This window comes from Francisella persica ATCC VR-331 (assembly GCF_001653955.1).
In the GTDB taxonomy this organism is placed as follows: domain Bacteria; phylum Pseudomonadota; class Gammaproteobacteria; order Francisellales; family Francisellaceae; genus Francisella; species Francisella persica.
In genome coordinates this window covers 1278475-1298439 of sequence record NZ_CP013022.1, presented here as the reverse complement: position 1 = coordinate 1298439, position 19965 = coordinate 1278475, and the positions used below count along the sequence as shown (strand labels likewise).

The window sequence follows — 19965 nt, the reverse complement described above, 5'->3', positions numbered from 1 at the left end:
GTTCCTTATAAATTTTTGTGGTTTTATCAAAATCAGCTATTCTTGATCATATTTTTATGTATTATGGTTTATTAAGTATATATCTTATGCATATAAGAGTAAATATCTAAGGAGCATTAAATGAAAATTATTATCTACTAATGTTTATGTGGGACCTAATATTTATGCTAATTTTCCAGTTATCAGACATGAAATCAATCTAGGTGTACTGGAAAATTGGCCTTCTGCAAAAGATTGGTGACAAGTTTGTAAATCGACTTGTAGAGAACTTACCAGGATTAAAAGAGCATGGTTATTCTTATAGAGAAAAAGGCGGATTCATCCGTAGATTAAGTGAGGATGAAGGTACTTGTATGGGGCATATTTGGGAGCATGTGATTTTAGAGCTACAAAGTATGGCTGGAAGTAGTGTAACATTTGGTCGTACCAGATCAACTGAGGAAGTTGGTAACTACAATATGGTTTATGAATACAAACAAAAGGATGTTGGTCTAAGAGCTATGGAATTGGCTAGAGACTTATTAATATCCCTATTGCCAGAAAACCTTAAAAAAACAAGTAGAATTTACAAATGAAGAGTTTGACTTTGAATATGAGAAAGTTAGATTTATAAAATTTGCTCAAAGTAAAGAGTTTGGACCTAGTACAGCTTCATTAGTAGAAGCGGTGAAGAAAAGAGATATACCTTACATTCGTCTAAATGATCAATCTTTAGTTCAATTTGGTTATGGTAAATATCAACAAAGAATTAGAGCGACAATTACTGGTAAAACAACTAGTATTGCTGTGGATCTATCATGTGATAAAAAGCAAACAAATATAATATTGAGTAGTTTAGGTTTACCTGTACCAAAGCAAAGAATGGTTACAACAGAAGAAGGTGCTATAAGAGCAGCTAAAATTTTAGGTTTCCCTTTAGTTGTTAAGCCATTAGATGGTAATCATGGTAGAGGTATTTCGATAAACCTTAGGACAATCGAAGAAATAAATGAAGCGTTTGTTGAGACTAATAAGGTTTCACGTTATGTGTTATTAGAACAATATATAACAGGCTTTGATCATAGGATGCTTGTTGTTGATGGTAAGCTTGTAGCTGTTGCAAAGAGAGTGCCTGGTCATGTTGTTGGTGGTGGTAAAAATACAATCGCAGAATTAGTTGAGATAGTCAACGAAGACATGAGAAGGTTCTAACAAAGCTAGAGTTAGACTATCAAGCTAAAACATTATTAAGAGCTGCTGGTTATGATGAAAATACTATTCTTAAAGCTGGTGATGTATTTTATCTAAGATCTACAGCTAATTTATCAACTGGTAGTACAGCTATAGATGTGACAGATATAGTTCATCCAGATAACAGATATATGGCTGAGAGAGCTATTAAGGCAATCGGTCTAGATGTTGGTGGTGTAGATTTCCTTATTGATGATATTTCACAATCATATCATGATATTGGCGGAGCAATTTGTGAATGTAATGCTGCGCCAGGATTTAGGATGCATGTGGCGCCAAGTGAAGGTAAGCCACGAGATGTTGCTGGCGCTGTTATTGATATGCTTATACCTAGAGAGTATGGCAATGCTAGAATTCCTATTGCTGCAATCACTGGTACTAACGGTAAGACTACAACTTCACGTATGGTAGCACATATGTGGAAAAATGCTGGTAAAGTTGTTGGTTTAACAACTACTGATGGTATCTATATTAATGGTAAACTTACAGTAGCTGGAGATACCACAGGACCAGCTTCAGCACATATGGTCTTAAAAGATCCATCTGTAGAAATGGCTATTTTAGAGACAGCAAGAGGCGGGTTATTACGAAGTGGTTTAGGTTATGACTATTGTAATGTTGGAGCTTGCTTAAATATCGCTACTGATCATTTAGGCTTGAAAGGTATTAATACTCTAGAAGATTTGGCTAAAGTAAAAAGTATAGTTGTTGAGGCTGCAAAAGATGTAGCAGTTTTAAATGCTGATGATCCTAATGTCTTAAAAATGTCAGCTAAGGTTACAGCTAAGAATATTTTCTATGTGACAATTAACCCAGAGCATGCTTTAGTTAAGCAACATATACGTGTAGGTGGTAAGGCATGTATTATTGAAAAGGGTTTAAATGGAGATATGATTACAATCTTTGATAATCTATGGACACATCTAATCCCAGCAACTATGGAAGGTAAGGCTATTCACAATGTTCAAAACTCAATGTTTGCTATAGCTATATGCTACAGTATGGGAATGAGCTTAGATGATATGCGAGATGGTTTAAGAACTTTCGTAACATCATTTTATCAAGCTCCAGGACGTATGAACTAGTTTGAAGAACACCCATTTAAAGTACTAATGGATTATGGTCACAATCCAGCTGCTATCAAGCTAGTTAGTCAAATGATTAGTAATATGGAATTTGCCGGTAAAAAAAATATGTGTTTTGGCTTCACCAGGAGATAGAAGAGATGAAGATGTTGTCGAATTAGCAAGAACTGCGGCGCCTTATTATGACTACTTTATCTGTAAGCGTGATGATGATACTAGGGGTAGAGCACCAGATGAGGTACCAAGAATATTAAAAGAAGCATTAATTGAAACAGGTATATCTGCAGATAGTATTGAAACTATAGAAAGTGAAAAAGAAGCGGTAGATGCAGCACTAGCTATGGCAGAAGAAGGTGACTTAGTAGTAATATTTGCTGATAAGCTAAAAAGAGAAGCAGATTATATACTTCAATAAGGATCAAGAATTATTTGATAGTAAATATAAAAAACTTAAGAAACAAGAAATGTTTTCTACTTCTGTAATAACTCAAGACCATAGTTTATCAGAGGAAATATCACAGGTGATAAAAGCTGGGATAATTTCCGATGATAGTGGTGTTAGAGTTGTGTATTATGAAGAAGATAATGATTAAATAGTTCTTTTTAGAAGGAGACTTGTATGATTCCTGAAGGTTATCCACGCAGATTAGTTGGTCCTAATTTGTTCTTTAAAGAAACTGGAACAGTATTAGATATACCATTAGTATAGGCTTACAAAACTTTTTTATCAAGAAGCTAATAGAATTTTATTAGCTCTTGATTGGCAAGATATTAAAATCAATCATAAGTTTTTTAATAATGGTATTAGATTTGCAATGACAGCTCCTATAGACATAACTATGCCTGCTTGTGATGTTATTGATTTTATATGGTTATCTACTCGAGAGGGTTTTGAAACAGGAGTATTTAAAACTATTGAGGAGACAAAGCACAAGCTTATTCCATTGATAGATGAGGATAAAAACCTTACATATCGTAAGCTTTATGAGCTAGCTAAATCTAAAGGCTTTAAAGCTTTTAGAGATAAGAACAAAGCTTTTATTGGTTCTGGTAAAGGCTGCTATGAGTTCGATTTAAACAATGACTCGATAGATAATATCCAATGGCATGATATTTATGATATCCCAGTAGTTATTGTAACAGGTACAAATGGTAAAACTACTACAATTAGACTTACAGATTATATTTGTCGTGTGGCAGGTAAACTTACAGGATATACCTCTACAGATTGCGTAAAAGTAAATGATGAGCTAATTGATGAAGGTGACTATTCGGGTCCAACTGGTCATCAATTTGTTCTTACAAATAAGAAAGTTGAAGTAGCACTTTTAGAATCTGCGCGAGGCGGCTTACTAAAAAGAGGTTTGATAGAAACCTATGTAAATGCTGCAGCAGTCACAAATGTTTCAGCAGATCATTTAGGTGAGGATGGTATTGATACAGTTGCAGAACTTGCTGAAGCTAAATCAATAGTTTTTTGTGCTTTAGGTGAGGGTTCACATGCTGTTATCAATCTTGATAACTCATATATGAAGCAAAGCTTTGATAAGTTTAACTGTGCAAAAATAATAGTTACTCAGAATCCACAACAGCACGATATGGACTATTTTTTGTCAAAAGCAGATTATGCTTGTATAGTTGAAGATGGTAATTTTGTCTGGGTTGAAGCGAATTATAAAAAAGTAATATTACCAATTGTGGAAGTACCATTAACTGTTAAAGGCTTTGCTAAACATAATATTGAAAATGCTATGATTGCTATAGCTTTATCATTTAAGTTAGGCATTAGTTTTGATGTTATAAAAAAAGCGCTTAAAAGCTATTTGAATGATACAAAAGTTAATATGGGTCGAGTTAATATTTTTGAGTGGGATAATAAAGTCGCTGTACTTGATTATGCGCACAATGAAGCTGGAATAGAAGCTCTATTAAATATGGTAAAAGCGTATGATAAAGGTGGTAAGAAATACTTGATGATTGGTACAACTGGTGATCGTAAGTATTTAATCTCTGGCATTAATAATATAGTTCTTAAACATAATTTGGACTTTATCGTTATAAAAGAGACAGAAAAATATTTGCGTGGTGCTAAGCCTTTAGAGCTGCCATTATTAATTCGTAAGGATTTAGCAGATAAAGGTTATGATATTTATAAAACACATATTTCTTATAGTGAGCTTGAAGGTGTTAAGTATTTGGTTGAAAAGCTAGAAAGTAATGATATGGCAATTTTCTGCTGTCAAGCTGAACTTGAAAAAGTAGCAAATTATCTTGAAGAGTGTACAAAAAAAATAACTATTTATCTGTACAACAAACAAACTACATGGGTTGCAATACCTTCTTCTCTACCAATAAATCCTAATCTTTCAGTTGTAGTCGCTTTGATATTTATTTGACTAATTTGTATTTCAAGAATATTTGCTAAGCATGCTCTCATTTTTTTAATATATGGTAGCATCTTAGGTGCTTGAGCAATTATAGTACAATCAATATTGCTTATGGAGTATTGTTTTTCAGCAAGTATTTTTTTTATTTTAGCTAAAAAAAATTTACTATCGGCATTTTTGAATTGATTGTCTATATCAGGGAAATGTTTGCCAATATCACCTAACCCTAAAGCACCAAGAATCGCATCACAGAGAGCATGTATCAGTACATCACCATCAGAATGAGCTTCAAGACCTAGATGGTAAGCAATTTCCACTCCACCAATAATAATATTCTGCTTTGCTGAAGTAAATTTATGGACATCATAGCCATGACCTATACAAAATGACATTATTTTTATCCTTAATCTGGAGATACTACTGGGTAGTTATTAGCTAGCCAATCCTTGATTCCACCTGCTACAGAAACTACATTTGTATAATCCATATGCTGCAAGCTCTCGGCAGCTAGAGCTGAACGAAAACCACTACTACAATATAAATAGATTTTTTGTTGTTTGTTAGTTACTAAGTTTTCAATTTTTACTTCAATTTGCCCTTTGCTTAAGTGCGTGGCTCCTTGAATATGGAACATATTAAATTCAGAGTCTTCTCTAACATCAAAAACTATGCCATCAAGCCTTTGAGAATTAACTTTATTGTAAAGTTCGGTTGTAGAACATTCTTTTATCTGAGTTTTTGCATTATTGACAAGCTTTAAAAACTCGTTCGGTCTGGACTGATTAGCTGGGACAGTAGGATAGCCTTTAGCATTCCATACTCTCCATCCACCATCAACAGAGATAACATTTTTATAACCCATCTTGCGAAGCTTATCTACTACTAAAGCAGATCTAAAGCCACCACCACAATAGAAATACATTTTTTGATTTTTATTAGGAACGACTGACTCAATAACACCTTCAATAATTCCTTTACTTAGATGAATAGCATTTGGGATATATCCATTAGTTACTTCTGACTCTTCACGAGTATCTATGAGTAAGCCATCGAGTGTTTGTGTCTCATTCATTTTTTGGATATCATCAATAGTACATTCTTGTATTCTAGATTTTGCTTCATCTACTAATTTTAAAAATCCTGCTGAGTGCTGCATAATTTTCACCTTATAATTTTGCGGTTGTTCAACTATTAAATATTTTATATTTTTATCTGCTTAAAGAGAATAATTAAAGTATATAATCTATTATTTGAAAGATAATTATTATGATTGCACTAAACAGTGCAAAATTATTGAGTTTGCTATTTTGCATGGATTTATAAATTATTTGATAGTTACATTTACGTAAAATTCTGACCATATATAAAGGGCAAGATACAAGCATTATTAGTGAGAATAAGCCAACAACAGATAGCGCAATTAAGAAAAGCTTTTTGAAGTAATAATTTAGTATTATCGGCAGCATAAAAAGCAAAAAGCTCAGCATGATATTTTTATTAAGCTTTGTTAAACTAGTCATCTTAAATCTATCTAATATCAAGTCTTTTAGAGCTAATGAAAGGGTTATAAAAGCTGTAGTTACTGATATTGTAATAAAAGCATATATAAAACTTATAATCTCATAGGATTTTATATTTGCTTTGAGAATGTAGATAAGCTGAGTGACACTATCTTCAGAACTAAGTGATTTAAGTATTTCTGCAAAGCTATTTTTACTACCATAAATTGCGATATTGCCAAAGATTGATATTATCCAGCATATATATATCACTAATATGATAAGTGAAGCGATTATGATAATTCTTCTAATATCTTTTGGATGTGGTCCTAAATAATTTATAACACTAGGGATTATTATATGTGCTGAAAATGTCGTAGCTAGAATTGGTAGTGCTATTATTAGTTGTTTGAAATTACTAAAACTATAACTATTTAGATTTGTTAAGCGTATTGATTTAAACAGTAATATTATAGTAAAAAGTATGATTATTAATTTTACACTTAGAAAAACCCTATTTAGCCATTCAGCAGAACCTGTACCTTTCAGAATAAAGCCACCAAAAATAATAACAAAGCTTATCTCAATAACTATGTAGTTTATGTTTAATAAGCTTTGAAAAGATGAACCTATTGCCGATATGTATGCTGTTAACATCCCATAAAGTATTCCAAATGCGCAAATATAGACTAAAACAATACCATGGTTTTTGAAAAGTTTATGAGCTAAGCCTAGATAACTAATACCTTTTTCAAAATGTAAACATGCTTCTGCAACTGCAAGTGTTGAGTATGTCATCAACAGCCACATCAAAAACATAATTATAGAGCCAATAATTGTACCGAAGTATGATAGAATTATTGGTATCGCAAGGATACCTCCTCCAAGCGAAGTTCCTATAATCAGGAATATACAACCAATTTGTTTGTTTATACTTGACAAAATACTACAAAAGCTAGTTTTATAAGTTTGAGTAAATTAAAGCATATTATTACAAGATTATAAAATAATAAATCAAAGTAAATGTTACCAAGCTAGTATAGAGCAGCATCATTTGGATAAAGTTTTTCAGCTAATTTCTTAATTTTATTAGTGTTAAATGCTTTCACATATTCTTTGAGCTTAGGATTGTTTTTTTTGGAATCTTGAACAGCAATTACATTCACAAATAGAGAATCTTTAGGCTCAACAAAAAGAGTACCTTTTAAGCTTAGGCCGGCTTTATGGATATAATCATTTATTAACTACACTGATATCTACATCACCTAAGTTGTTGGGTATTCTTTTAGGTTCTTAGGAGTAGCTTTCCATGTGATATCATCCTTTAGCTTGATTAGACCAGTATCTTGCAGAATCATCAAAGCTTTACATTTATTTGTATAGTCATTAAGAATTGCGATAGTTGAACTATCTCGAATTTTTTTAATACTTTATTATATTTATTTGATACAAGAAAGTTTTACCTATATACAATTAGTTTAAATGAACTGTATGATTTGATTCTCTAGAAATGAAATATGCTGGAATACATTTGCCTACTATTCACCATAATAGCTCTGTTTGGAATATTATAATCACCGAAAGTTACTAAATTTACATCAAGATTGTATTTGTCTTTAGCCATTTTTTAGTAAGCTGCATAATCTTGTCTTGTGGTGGACTTGTGATATAGCCTATAGTATTTCATTATAACTAACTATCGCTATAGCATTTAGATACAATTGAGTAGCGCTAGTAACTAGTAAAATACAGTGACAATCCAAAGTGAGGTTAGCTTTTTGGCTAAGACAAGGTAATTACCAAAAGATTGCGTTAGTTGCAAAAGTATAACTAGCATAATATACATCACCTAATAGTAGCGTATAATTATCATAGTTATAACCTTTAAATAAGTCAGATCACTAAGACCGCTACCACTGACGATACCAGCCATAGTAGAGAAATCAATTAATGAAATACATGTCAAAGTAGCAGTATCTATTAAGAGGTTTTTTCATTCTGGTAACAGTACTTTGAATATTATCTGTTTTTTAGTTGCTTCCATTGCTTTTGCTGACGTCAATAAGACCATTATTAACTTCACGAAGAGCTGATTCTGTTAAGCGCGCAGGAGGTACTTGCTATAGCAATATGTACTATAGAAGCGGTAGTATCTATTGTTGTTCCAACGATTAATACTAGTTAAGGATATAATATAAATCAGTAGGATAATAATATGGAATACTTCTAGTTATATTTATGATAACACTAAAAGTTTTATTAAAGCCTTTAACCAAGTACATTTTTACTATCTTGAGTGATATAAAATAAAATACCTAATATATATACACCAATTACAGCTACTAAAGTGGCGATTAAAACCATAAAAATAATTTTCCAAGTTGATTGAGCTATTTGGTTAAGCTCATGTAAACTAAATATTGTCTACTGTTGGTATAACCTAACACTTTTAAATTAACATCTTGATTTGAGAGAAATCTTAGCGCATTTTCCAAGTCTTGGCATTCACCTGTAATACAACAAATTGCAATTCCAATAATTTGATCTTGGATATAATTTCAATATTAGCTTGAATAATACTCACTATGGCATTAAACTGACGAGAAATCTCAGCAATAATTGGCATTTTTCCTTTATTACCGTAAAAAGTCAGTTGCACCACAGGATATGTATTATCTTAACTATAAGAATGTCCCGAAGTTTTTTAGCAATAAAGTCAGGAACTTTTACATGATGAATACTTGTCTCAACAAATGATTTAGTAACAGATGCTTGAGGATATAGAAATACTTCTAAAGTCTTACCCATTTCTGAAATCATAATTTTATCAATAATCGCAACACGATCATAAATTTTCTGACTATATCCATTTTATGAGTAATTAAAACTATTGTTAAACCAAGCTATTTGTTTAGTCTTTTAAGTAGAGCAAATACGGGATGATAGTATATTAAAATGTTGAAATACCATCGTTACTTTTTTACGAAATGAACGCAGCTGTTTTGAGTTTTTCTTAGTGATATTATTATCGGCTATAAAAATTTAGCCGTCAGTAGACTGCTCGAGTAAATTTTAAGCACCTTAATAAGAGAACTTTTACCGGCGCCACTATTGCCAATTATTCCAAATATCTCACCTTGTCTGATTTCTAGATTGATGTTATTTAGAACAAGATTACTAGTATTATTTGTTTTATATTCTTTTAAAGTTTTTAATTTGAATCATTTTTTGCCTTTGCTTTTTCATCAATTTTACTTTCTTGTCCATTAATTAGTCTTTGTATATTTTCTTTATGCTTTACAAGTATTACTATCGCTATTAGGAGAAATGGCGCAGCTATTTGTAAGTCTGATGTAAATACTACTGAGAAACTTGCTATAACAGTAGCTACTAAAGCTGATAATGATGAATAGCGAGTAACTATAGCTACACATAACCATGTGATCACAAAAATTAAGCCTAAGATCCAACTAAAACCAAATAGCGCACCTATAAGTGTTGCAACGCCTTTACCACCTTTGAAGCCAAAAAATATCGGAAAAATATGACCAAGAATTGCATAAAGTGCTGTACATGCGGTGATAAACTCATTGTCTGTTAGGACTTTGGCAATAACTACAGTGATTAAACCTTTGAGAATATCAAATATTAACGTAATTGCAGCTGGGACTTTACCACCAATTCTAAGAACATTTGTCGTACCAGGATTACCAGAACCAACACTACGAGGCGATGGTAACCTAAATATGTAACAAACAATAATAGCGCTGTTTATAGATCCTAACAAGTAAGCAAATATTAAGATACTGAAATTTAAAAAATTCATAATCTTCCTTTACGATTCTAAAGTTATTTAAACTATTATAGAAGATAATACTATCTAGACAATATCTTAGCTAGCTATTTTTGTTGCTTTGTTGTAGGATTAATAGCTTAACTTATCAATACCTTTAAATGGTTGATTTTTATGACAATAATGAAGTTTGAATTGCTTAAGAAAGAAGGTAAAGCTAGAAGAGCAAAAATAAGTTTTCCTCGTGGTGATATTCAAACACCTGCATTTATGCCAGTAGGTACTTATGGTGCTGTTAAGTCACTATCTCCTGTCGAGCTAAAAGAGATGGGGGCAGAGATTATTTTGGGTAATACATTTCACTTATGGTTACGCCCTGGAACAGAAATTGTTAAAAAACATGGTTCACTACATCAATTTAATGGTTGGGATAGACCAATCTTGACAGATTCTGGAGGTTTCCAAGTATTTAGTTTAGGCAAAATGCGTAAGCTTACAGAAGAGGGCGTAACATTTAAATCACCAATTAATGGTTCTAAAGTATTTTTATCACCTGAGATATCAATACAAGTGCAAAGAGATTTAGGTTCAGATATTGTAATGTGTTTTGATGAATGTACTCCATATCCAGCTACTGAAAAAGAAGCTAAAAAATCTATGGAGCTATCTATGCGCTGGGCAAAAAGATCAAAAGATGCTCATGATGAAAATCCTTCGGCATTATTTGGTATTATCCAAGGTGGTATGTATGAGCATTTACGAGATGAGTCATTAGCTAAGCTAAAAGAAATTAATTTTGATGGTTTTGCTATTGGTGGCTTATCTGTTGGAGAACCTAAAGAGGATATGATTAGAATACTTGATCATACTGCGCATCAAATGCCTGAAGATAAACCAAGATATCTAATGGGAGTTGGCACGCCAAAAGATCTAGTTGAGGCAGTATATCGTGGTATAGATATGTTTGACTGTGTTATGCCATCACGGAATGCTCGCAATGGTCATATTTTCACTTCAGAGGGGGAGATTAAGATTAGAAACGCTAAGTATAAGGATGATACTTCACCATTAGATCAAAATTGTGGTTGCTATACTTGCAAAAATTTCACTAAGAGTTACTTACATCATCTCGACAAAACTAAAGAGATTTTAGGCTCCAGATTAAATACTATTCATAATTTAACTTTCTACCAAAACCTTATGAAATCTATTCGTAAAGCTTTAGATGAGTATAAATTTGTAGAGTTTAGAAAAGAATTTTTAGTAAACTATAAATAGCGTTATTTATCTAAAAATGAAATTAGCAGATGGCTTTTATAAATAAATCAGATTCTAAATTTTTTGCAAGTAGTAAGATCTTTTTGTTGGAGGCTTTTCTGTTTTGAAATATATAAAGATTATTTTGGATATATTTCTTCTATTAAAAGTTTTTCTGTTACAAAAAAGCCAATTCATGATAAACAAGCTTTAATTGCTTGGAGTAAATTTTAAAAGATAATTTACTTTTTGTGCTGATACTTTTGAAATTTTATATTATTTACTTTATGCCACTTGCTATAATCATTAATACGAATATTATCATCAACATAAATTAGATTTTGGTGAGCTATTATTTCAGTGACTGTTTTCCCTCTATAATTTGTTGCTGCATACTATAACTAATTCACCATCAGCGAGCTTATATATTACTTAAATTATTAAATTAACTTCCATACCATATTCAATACTTAAGTCTATATCACAAATACATAAATTAACTTGTCTTACTATTGTTATTAATTGCATCTATATATTTTAAAAAGTTTCTATAAAACTATCAAACCTTGGTATTAGCCAGTTTGCACATAAGGTAGTCATATATAGTTTATAGCTAATTTTTGTTTTTGGCTCTTTGAAAATTTTTGTTGAATGATATATTTCGGTTATTAAAGGCTCAATTTTTACATAATATTCTTTTGCTAAATCTGTGATTATTAGTTTTCTTTTTTGTGTTTAAAAGAGTTTCTTATCTAGGTGCTTTTCTATTTTTTGATAGATTGATTTACTGCTGAATGAGTCATAAAAAGTTCTTCAGCTGCTTTGGTATAGCTTTTGGTTTTTATCACCACTATAAAAACAGGTAATGAAATTTAATGGTGGTAGTTCATTCCTTTTGATAAGTAAAACATTACTTTTTATGTAAAAATAATATGTTTTGTATAATTATGCAATGTTTGTATTATTTACTATAATTTTTCAAAAAATGGGGAAAATATGTTTTCTATAAATAACTTGTTTAATGGTATTTATTTATTGATGTTTATTAGCTTTATTGGAGGCAGTATCTTAATGTGGTAGGTTGTAAGTATTTCTTCATTTACAAAGATTTATTCCTAGTGGTTAGAGATCGATATTTGCTTGAGTAATATTTTCTATTATACGTTTTATATTTTTTAAGCAAAGAAGAATTATCATTTTAACTTTACCTGTATATTGAATTAGTTTCTTAGGGATTGACCTAATTTTAGGGAATTGTAGTGGACAGCCTTAATATAATATGCGTTGACCGCTCTTTTTTTCTGGTGTTTTAAATGCAGCTTCCCAAGTAGTATTACATAGTGCTAGTCAAAAAGAAAATGTATTTATTATTAACCTTTGTATATATACTTTTATAGTAGTAATAATGTGAGTGTTTCTACCATTTTAATATATCTTTTATAGCTAATACTTTTAATGTATTTGCAATAAATCAATAAATTGATTTATAAAGTAATTATATAAAGAGAAATCTAGTAGTATACTGATTAAGATAATTTGATCTTATATTTTTAAAACTTTAAGGGTTAGAAATACTTTTATTAGTTTATTATTAGTCTTTAATTGATAAAGCATTATTACTAAGGTAAAATTTTTACGTTTAAACATTTAAAATCCTTAGGAGAAAAAATGAAAAAATTATTATTGTCACTATCTGCAATTGTATTATTTGTATCAATTTCATTTGCACAAGGGGCAGAGCAAAGTACTGGTAGCCCACTAAGCTCAATTTTAATGCTTGTGGTATTTTTTGCTGTATTCTGGTTCTTGCTAATTAGACCTCAGCAAAAGAAAAACAAAGAGTTACGTAAAATGCTATCTGAACTATCAAAAGGTGATGAAGTTGTAACTAATGGTGGTGTAGTAGGCAAGATCGCTAAGATAGATGAGACGTTTATTAATTTAGAAGTTACAGAAAATGTTACTATAAAAATCCAAAGAAATGCTGTAGCAAATATTCTACCTAAAGGTGCTACTAAAGCTTAATTAACTATTCTACAAAGATTTTTAATTTTTCTTTTTAAATAAAGGAATTTTCAATGAGTAATAACAGAAGTCTACCTATAAACCAGTTTCCACTGTGGAAAAATCTTTTGATCATAATTGTCTTAGGATTAGCGATCTTTTATGCTTTGCCTAATATCTTTGGTAAAAGTCCAGCTTTGCAGATATCGCAAAAAGATGGTGATGTGACTACTCAATTATTAGTAAATGTTGAGAAAATACTAGCTGGAGATAAGCTTAGCTATCAAAGAGTTAGTATATCTGATGATAAAAGTAATATTGCAATAACATTTAAAGACATCGAAGAGCAGCTAAAAGCTAAAAAAGTACTAAAAGATAGTTTAGGTAATGACTATATTATTGCTATAAATATGCTCTCGAACTTACCTAGTTTGTTATCAGCATTAGGCGCTAACCCTATGAACTTAGGACTAGATTTGCGTGGTGGGATGTATTTAATGCTAGAAGCTGATACAAAAACAGCTATTGATGCTCAACTAGATAATTCCTTAAGTATAATTCTAAGTACTGCTAAAGATAATCGTATAAATGTATTAAGCTCAACAAAAGCTGAAGAAAAATCAACTATCAAAGCACCACAAAATTATTTTAATAATGGTTTTGTGTCTGTAACTTTAGCAAATTCCACTGATGTTAATAAACTTAAACAGTATTTAATTAATGATTTTAGTAAGACACAAGATCCTAATATAATCTACACCAACAAGGGTAATACAGTATTTATTTCTTATAACAGTGCTAAGATTCTCCAGCTTAAGCAAGATGTAATATCTCAAGTTGTGACAGTTATGCGTAATCGTATCAACGCTTTAGGTGTGGCTGAGGCATCTGTTACTCAGGCAGGTTATAATCGTGTTGTCATCGAAATACCAGGCTTGCAAGATGCTACCCAAGCTAAGCAAATTTTAGGAGGTACTTCTACAGCAAGTTTCTATTTAGTAAGTCCTGTTGCAGATAGATTAGCAGCTGAAGAGCAGGGTTATAAAGTTTATGATCTAGATAATGGTAGAGGTTATCAAAGCTACTATATCCTAAGAGGCGCTGCTGTTGCTGGTGGCGCTGATATTATCGGAGCTAGCCCATCTATTGATCGTCAGACTGGGACGCCGATAGTGATGGTTGAGCTAGATAGGAGCTCAGCAAGGCATTTTAGACAGATTACAGGCAAGAATATTGGTAACCCAATGGGTGTAATGCTTGTTAATACTACTTACGAGAAAGTCAAAGATAAAGATGGTAAAGAGAAGAGTGTAGTTAGTAAAACAGAGAAGCTAATCAATGTTGCTACAATCCAATCTGCGCTAGGCTCACAATTCCAGATCACTGGTCTTAATCAAAAAGAAGCAAATAATCTTGCCTTAATGATTAAATCAGGAGCGTTACAAGTACCTGTACATATAGTTCAAGAGCAGCAAATAGGTCCAAGCCTAGGTAAGGACAATATTGAAAAGGGTATGCTCTCTATCGTGATAGCGCTTATCTCTGTTGTAGTATTTATATTAGTTTATTATCGCGTTTTTGGAGTTATAGCTAATATTGCGTTAGTGATGAACTTAATCTTAATTGTAGCCGTGATGTCTATTATTCCTAGTGCTACTTTGACACTACCAGGTATTGCTGGTATTGTTTTAAATTTGGGTATGTCAATAGATGGCAACGTACTTATATTTGAACGCATTAGAGAGGAGATTCGTGCTGGTATGCCTCGTCAAAGTGCAATATATATTGGTTATGAGAAAGCGTTTACAACAATTGTAGATTCAAATATTACAACTTTTATTGTTGCGGTGATACTTTTCTTCATCGGTAGTGGTGCAGTCAAAGGTTTTGCAATCACATTGATGATAGGTATTGTGACATCTATGTTTACATCTGTTACTGTTTCAAGAGCGATGACAAATTTTGTTTACGGTAAGAGAAAGAAATTAGAAAAAATCTCTATAGGCATATAATTTTAGGTGGGGTTTATAATGGAATTTTTTAAACAAAAAACAAACATAGATTTTCTAGGAATTAAGAAATATACAACAGTTTTTTCTGTAATAATTATTTTTGTGTCATTATTTTTTATTTTTACTAAAGGTTTAAATCTTGGTCTAGATTTTACAGGTGGTTATCAAGTACAAATTCAGACATCTACTAAGTCACAAGACTCTAAAACTATGACTAAAGAGTTAGTCAAAGCTGGTTTTGAACATACAACGATTACGACTTTTGGTGATAGTAATAATTTTCTTATTAAGTTTGCTCCTGATGAGGTTAATATAAAAGCAAAAAACATAGAAGATGTGCAACAATATCTCAAACAGCAAGTTGAAAGTTTGCTAGATGCGAAAGTTCAAAGTGTTAATTACATTGGTCCACAGGTTGGTAAAGAATTAGTAAGTAATGGTGTTTTAGCAATCATAATAGCGATGATATGTATTTTAATCTACATAAGTGCTAGATTTGAGATGAAGTTTGGTATTAGTGCTTGTATAGCATTACTACATGATCCAATAGTTATCTTGGGTATATTTGCAGCTTTTCAGTTAGAGTTTGATTTAACTGTGCTAGCAGCAGTATTAGCTGTAATTGGCTACTCGTTAAATGATATAGTTGTGATATATGATAGAGTGCGTGAGAATTTTAGAAAAATGCATGATATTAGTGTTGTAGATATAGTTAATAGAAGTATTAATGATACTTTATCAAGAACTATCTTAACTTCTGGACTAACAATGTTGGTTGTAGTAGTACTATATCTATTTGGTGGTAGCTCAGTACATAACTTCTCGTTAGCTCTAATCTTGGGAATTGTAGTAGGCACATACTCATCTATATATGTCGCTAGTGTAATGGCTGTTGCCCTAGGTTTAAATAGAGAATCTTTACTTCCAAAGCGAATATCTAAAGGAGATACTTCTCTCTAAATCATTATTGTAGTTACTAATTACTAAATAGTGTATAATTAATAATGAATAATAAGTAAAAGGAGTATTAATGAAAAAAATAGTTTTGACAGGTTTTATGCTTGCTTTTGGAGTAAGTTCTAGTTTAGCTATGTCTTATAGTAAGCCAATACAATCTCCAGCACAAAAGCAATATGCTGATAATACACACAAGTTGGTTGATATCTACAGCAAAGATAATAAGAATTCTAAAGTATCTGCACAAATAACTTTTGAAAATCAAGATAATTACAATATCTTTTATTGTAAGCAAAATACAATAAAAAGGCTAGAAGAGTATGCGAAAGTTCAAGATCAAAAAATAGCTAAATTATATGCTATGATTATGCAGATGCAACAAGACTTTACTTATGCATTAGAGCAACAACAAGCTCAAATCAATCAGCTAAAACAAGCATACTATTATTAATAGTATAAGGGAGCCATATGGCTAACAAAAAATTATTACCAGCTACTAAAACGAAAACTCTACCGGTTGTATCTGATAACGATCTAAGTGCGTATTTAAATTTTGTTAATACTTTATCGATGTTATCACTTGAGCAAGAGCAACAGTTAGCAAGACGCTATAAATACAAAAAAGATTTAGATGCTGCACAGCAACTTGTATTATCCCATTTGCGCTTTGTCACTAAAATAGCGAGAAACTTTTCAGGCTATGGACTTTCGATAGCAGATCTTATCCAAGAGGGTAATATCGGTCTTATGAAGGCTGTAAGTAAGTTTGACCCTGATCAAGGTGTTAGATTAGTATCATTCGCGGTTCATTGGATCAAGGCAGAGATGCATGATTATGTCCTTAAAAACTGGAAGATTGTCAAAGTTGCTACTACAAAAGCACAGCGCAAATTATTTTTTAACCTTAGAAGTAGTAAAGGTAAAGTTGGCTGGTTAAGCTCGGAAGATATCAAAGAGCTAGCTGAAGAGTTAGGTGTCAAAGAAGAAACTGTCATCGAGATGGAGAAAAGAATGTGCCAGGGTGATGCAAGCCTTGATTTGCCATATATAGATGATGACGGTGAGCAAACTTCGCAGCAAAGTTTATATTTAGAAGATAAATCTTCAAACATTGAGCACCAAATTGTCCAGCAAGATTATTATAATAACTTCAAATTGGTTGTCAAAGATATTTTGAGTGGTTTTGATACCCGTACAAAAGATATTATCATGTCACGCTATCTACTTGATAACAAGGCAACTCTCCAAGATTTAGCTGCTAAATATAATATCTCAGCTGAAAGAGTGCGCCAGATTGAAGAAGATGCTTTAGCTAAGCTTAAAAAAGCTATCAAGAACCGCTCTTAAATTTTAGCTGTTTACATAATTAATTATTCAAAAAAATATTAATAGTTATGTTAATATAGACATCAATGTAATTTTTTGAACTAAATAAAATGAAAGATTTTATCCCGCAAATAAAATCACAGATAAGTCATCAAGTATATTTAGATGGTTCAAAGAGTATCTCAAATAGATCACTGATAATCTCAGCTATGGCACAAGGCCAGACAAAATTTGAGAATTTGCCCAATAGCGCTGATGTCTTAGCGTGTGTTGCAGCTCTAAAGGATTTAGGCTGTCAAGTTGAGCATAATCAGGCAACTAAATCGCTACTTATAAATGGTTGTGTAGCAAAGTTTAATAATAATGATGCCAAGATATTTTGTAATGAGTCAGGTACTTTGACAAGATTTATAATACCAATGTTAGCGGTGCAGCCTACAGGTAAATATTATGTATATGCTAAACAAAGAATGATGAATAGACCCTTAGCAGATCAGCTAAGACCACTTCAAAAGCTAGGTATGATAGCAAACTACCATCAAAAGAATTATACTATGCCTTTGACAATAGTAGCTAGATCATTAAGTGGTGGTAATATAGAAGTTGATGGTGAGAAAAGCTCACAATTTGCTTCAGGTTTGTTGATGGCAGCACCATTTATGCGCCATGGTCTAAGATTAAACTCTATCACAGATTATAAGCAACCATATCTAGATATGACAACAAAAGTTATGGAAGAGTTTGGCGTGATAGTTGATATTGATAAAAATATCTATACTGTCAAAAAATCACAATACATATCTCCTAGTAACTATGTAGTTGAGCCAGATGTTTCGACAGCATCGTACTTTTGGGCATTTGCAGCTATTACTGGTTCAACTATCAAGGTTATGTATGTTACTAAAAAGTCTAAGCAAGGTGATATCAAATTCTTAGAAGTACTTGAAAATATAGGTTGCCAAGTTAACTACTGCGATGATGGTATAGAGGTTACAGGTAGTGATAAACTTCGTGGTATACAAGTTAATATGCGTAATTTCTCTGATACTTTCATGACACTTGCAGCTATTGTTTGCTTTGCTAAAGGTGATACACATATATCAGGTCTTAGTCATACACGTGGTCAAGAATCAGATCGTATAGCAGCTATGGCAGAGGGACTTACTAAGCTTGGTATCTATGTAGAGACGACTCAAGACAGTATTTTAATCTCACCAGCTAGAAGTCAATTTAGGCCAGCTGAAGTTGATAGTCATAATGATCATCGTATCGCTATGTCTTTAGCGCTTTTAGGGTTAAAATATCAAGGTGTAATAGTAAATAATGCAGCGGCTGTAAGCAAAACTTGTCCTGATTATTTTGATAGAATGAGAGCATTGGTAGAGTAGTTATGTTAAACAAAGAGCGCATTATAATCAGATATCTAAGTCAAAGATGGTATAAGAAAGCTCTTATTATCACAGCTACAGAGAGTAATTATTTTAATAATATAAATGTCCTAAAATTAGTTGCATGTTCAGGATATCTAAAAACTCAGCCGCTGCTTGGATGTGTTTTTGACATTGAGGCTTGGCCTTTCGAACATAAGTTTTTTGATCTCATTATTCTTGATGAGAGTTTTGTCAGTTGTCCAAAACAGATGAGGGCATTATTTAATCAATTACATTTCTGTTTGGCAGATGATGGTGAGGTTATAGTGGCTTGCCTTGGTGGTATTAGTCTATATGGGTTATTATCACGGTTTTTAGCAAATGGTTTTAGTAGTAAAAAAGTTAGTCTAATAAACTATACTAATAACTTTATAGTAAATATGCTTAAGAAAATAATTAGTAGAAACTATGTTGTAGTATTTAAGAAAGACAATTATTTTAGGGTTGACGCTTTGAATGTCAGTGAACTTGTCGACGAGCCAATAAAAGCTAAAATCTATAGTGGCGGTTGTGCTAGGGAAGTATATGGAAATTTTCAAAAAGAAAAATAGGGTTATTGCTTACACAGATGGTGCTTGTAAGGGTAATCCTGGCGTTGGTGGCTGGGGAGCTATCCTTAGTTATAATGGTATAGATAAAGAAATATATGGTAGTGAAAAAAATACTACAAATAATAGAATGGAGCTAATGGCAGCAATCAGAACTCTTCAAGCACTTAAAAGAAAATGTGATATAACAATTTATACTGATTCTAAATATCTACAAAACGGTATTAATCAATGGTTGGTAAACTGGAAAGCTAATGGCTGGAAGACAGCTGCTAAGAAAGAAGTCAAAAATAAAGATCTTTGGCAAGAGCTTTATAGTCTGACAAACAGGCATAATGTAACATGGGGCTGGGTAAAAGGTCATAGTGGTAATGCTGGTAATGAAAAAGCAGATGCGTTAGCAAATAAAGCTATTGCCGAGCTAGTAGGGAAATAAA

Annotated in this window: 14 protein-coding genes and 4 pseudogenes; 11 read left to right on the top strand and 7 right to left on the bottom strand. The window is 31.9% G+C overall.

Translation table 11 applies throughout. The annotated features are described in order from the left end of the window. Positions 1 to 148: 148 nt before the first annotated feature. Both cphA and FSC845_RS05710 read left to right on the top strand, forming a co-directional pair. Positions 149 to 2908: pseudogene (gene cphA, locus FSC845_RS05715) on the top strand (cyanophycin synthetase). 26 nt (positions 2909 to 2934) lie between these two features. Beyond that, a pseudogene (locus FSC845_RS05710) lies at positions 2935 to 4606 on the top strand (Mur ligase family protein); the annotation flags it as partial. A gap of 8 nt (positions 4607 to 4614) precedes the next feature. Here FSC845_RS05710 and ispF read toward each other — a convergent pair. From ispF to plsY, 6 genes and pseudogenes are all read right to left on the bottom strand, one after another. Next, on the bottom strand, positions 4615 to 5094 hold the full coding sequence (gene ispF / locus FSC845_RS05705) for a 2-C-methyl-D-erythritol 2,4-cyclodiphosphate synthase (protein WP_064461085.1): 480 nt from the start codon (positions 5092 to 5094) through the stop codon (positions 4615 to 4617). A gap of 11 nt (positions 5095 to 5105) precedes the next feature. Then, the gene (locus tag FSC845_RS05700; protein WP_064461084.1) at positions 5106 to 5858 is read right to left on the bottom strand and encodes a rhodanese-like domain-containing protein; all 753 of its coding nucleotides are present in this window, start codon (positions 5856 to 5858) and stop codon (positions 5106 to 5108) included. Positions 5859 to 5931: 73 nt separating this feature from the next. Next, positions 5932 to 7143, bottom strand: a complete 1212-nt coding sequence (locus FSC845_RS05695; protein ID WP_064461083.1) for an aromatic amino acid transport family protein — start codon at positions 7141 to 7143, stop codon at positions 5932 to 5934. 92 nt (positions 7144 to 7235) lie between these two features. Then, positions 7236 to 7595 (bottom strand): annotated as a pseudogene (locus FSC845_RS09040) (MetQ/NlpA family ABC transporter substrate-binding protein). A gap of 996 nt (positions 7596 to 8591) precedes the next feature. Then, a pseudogene (locus tag FSC845_RS05685) lies at positions 8592 to 9426 on the bottom strand (ATP-binding cassette domain-containing protein). Then, positions 9413 to 10027: a glycerol-3-phosphate 1-O-acyltransferase PlsY gene (plsY, locus tag FSC845_RS05680; protein WP_064461082.1), complete on the bottom strand. Its 615-nt coding sequence runs from the start codon at positions 10025 to 10027 to the stop codon at positions 9413 to 9415. Before plsY ends, FSC845_RS05685 begins: the two are co-directional and overlap by 14 nt. 141 nt (positions 10028 to 10168) lie before the next feature. Between plsY and tgt the strand changes: the two genes are divergently transcribed. Next, positions 10169 to 11272, top strand: a complete 1104-nt coding sequence (tgt, locus tag FSC845_RS05675; protein ID WP_064461081.1) for a tRNA guanosine(34) transglycosylase Tgt — start codon at positions 10169 to 10171, stop codon at positions 11270 to 11272. A 743-nt stretch (positions 11273 to 12015) separates the two neighbouring features. Here tgt and FSC845_RS09035 read toward each other — a convergent pair. After that, positions 12016 to 12099, bottom strand: coding sequence for a helix-turn-helix domain-containing protein (locus FSC845_RS09035; RefSeq protein WP_236940310.1), 84 nt, complete (start codon positions 12097 to 12099; stop codon positions 12016 to 12018). Positions 12100 to 12919: 820 nt separating this feature from the next. On the opposite strand from FSC845_RS09035, the gene yajC reads away from it, so the two are divergent. The 8 genes from yajC (at position 12920) to rnhA (ending at position 19964) form a co-directional block, all read left to right on the top strand. Continuing rightward, positions 12920 to 13276 (top strand): preprotein translocase subunit YajC, encoded by a 357-nt coding sequence (yajC, locus tag FSC845_RS05670; RefSeq protein WP_064461080.1) that lies wholly within the window; start codon positions 12920 to 12922, stop codon positions 13274 to 13276. 53 nt (positions 13277 to 13329) lie between these two features. Beyond that, positions 13330 to 15267: a protein translocase subunit SecD gene (secD, locus tag FSC845_RS05665; protein ID WP_064461079.1), complete on the top strand. Its 1938-nt coding sequence runs from the start codon at positions 13330 to 13332 to the stop codon at positions 15265 to 15267. Positions 15268 to 15285: 18 nt separating this feature from the next. Next, positions 15286 to 16227: a protein translocase subunit SecF gene (gene secF, locus FSC845_RS05660; protein ID WP_064461078.1), complete on the top strand. Its 942-nt coding sequence runs from the start codon at positions 15286 to 15288 to the stop codon at positions 16225 to 16227. A gap of 70 nt (positions 16228 to 16297) precedes the next feature. Next, on the top strand, positions 16298 to 16675 hold the full coding sequence (locus FSC845_RS05655) for a hypothetical protein (protein ID WP_064461077.1): 378 nt from the start codon (positions 16298 to 16300) through the stop codon (positions 16673 to 16675). A 17-nt stretch (positions 16676 to 16692) separates the two neighbouring features. Continuing rightward, positions 16693 to 17571, top strand: coding sequence for an RNA polymerase sigma factor RpoH (gene rpoH, locus FSC845_RS05650; protein ID WP_064461076.1), 879 nt, complete (start codon positions 16693 to 16695; stop codon positions 17569 to 17571). 89 nt (positions 17572 to 17660) lie between these two features. After that, positions 17661 to 18938 carry a 3-phosphoshikimate 1-carboxyvinyltransferase gene (aroA, locus tag FSC845_RS05645; protein WP_064461075.1) on the top strand — a complete coding sequence of 426 codons (1278 nt, stop codon included), beginning with the start codon at positions 17661 to 17663 and terminating at the stop codon, positions 18936 to 18938. Between the two features lie 2 nt (positions 18939 to 18940). Beyond that, a complete protein-coding gene (locus FSC845_RS05640; protein WP_064461074.1) occupies positions 18941 to 19531 on the top strand; it encodes a class I SAM-dependent methyltransferase in 591 nt (196 codons plus the stop codon). Further along, on the top strand, positions 19506 to 19964 hold the full coding sequence (gene rnhA, locus FSC845_RS05635; RefSeq protein WP_064461073.1) for a ribonuclease HI: 459 nt from the start codon (positions 19506 to 19508) through the stop codon (positions 19962 to 19964). Before FSC845_RS05640 ends, rnhA begins: the two co-directional genes overlap by 26 nt. Position 19965: the final 1 nt, after the last annotated feature.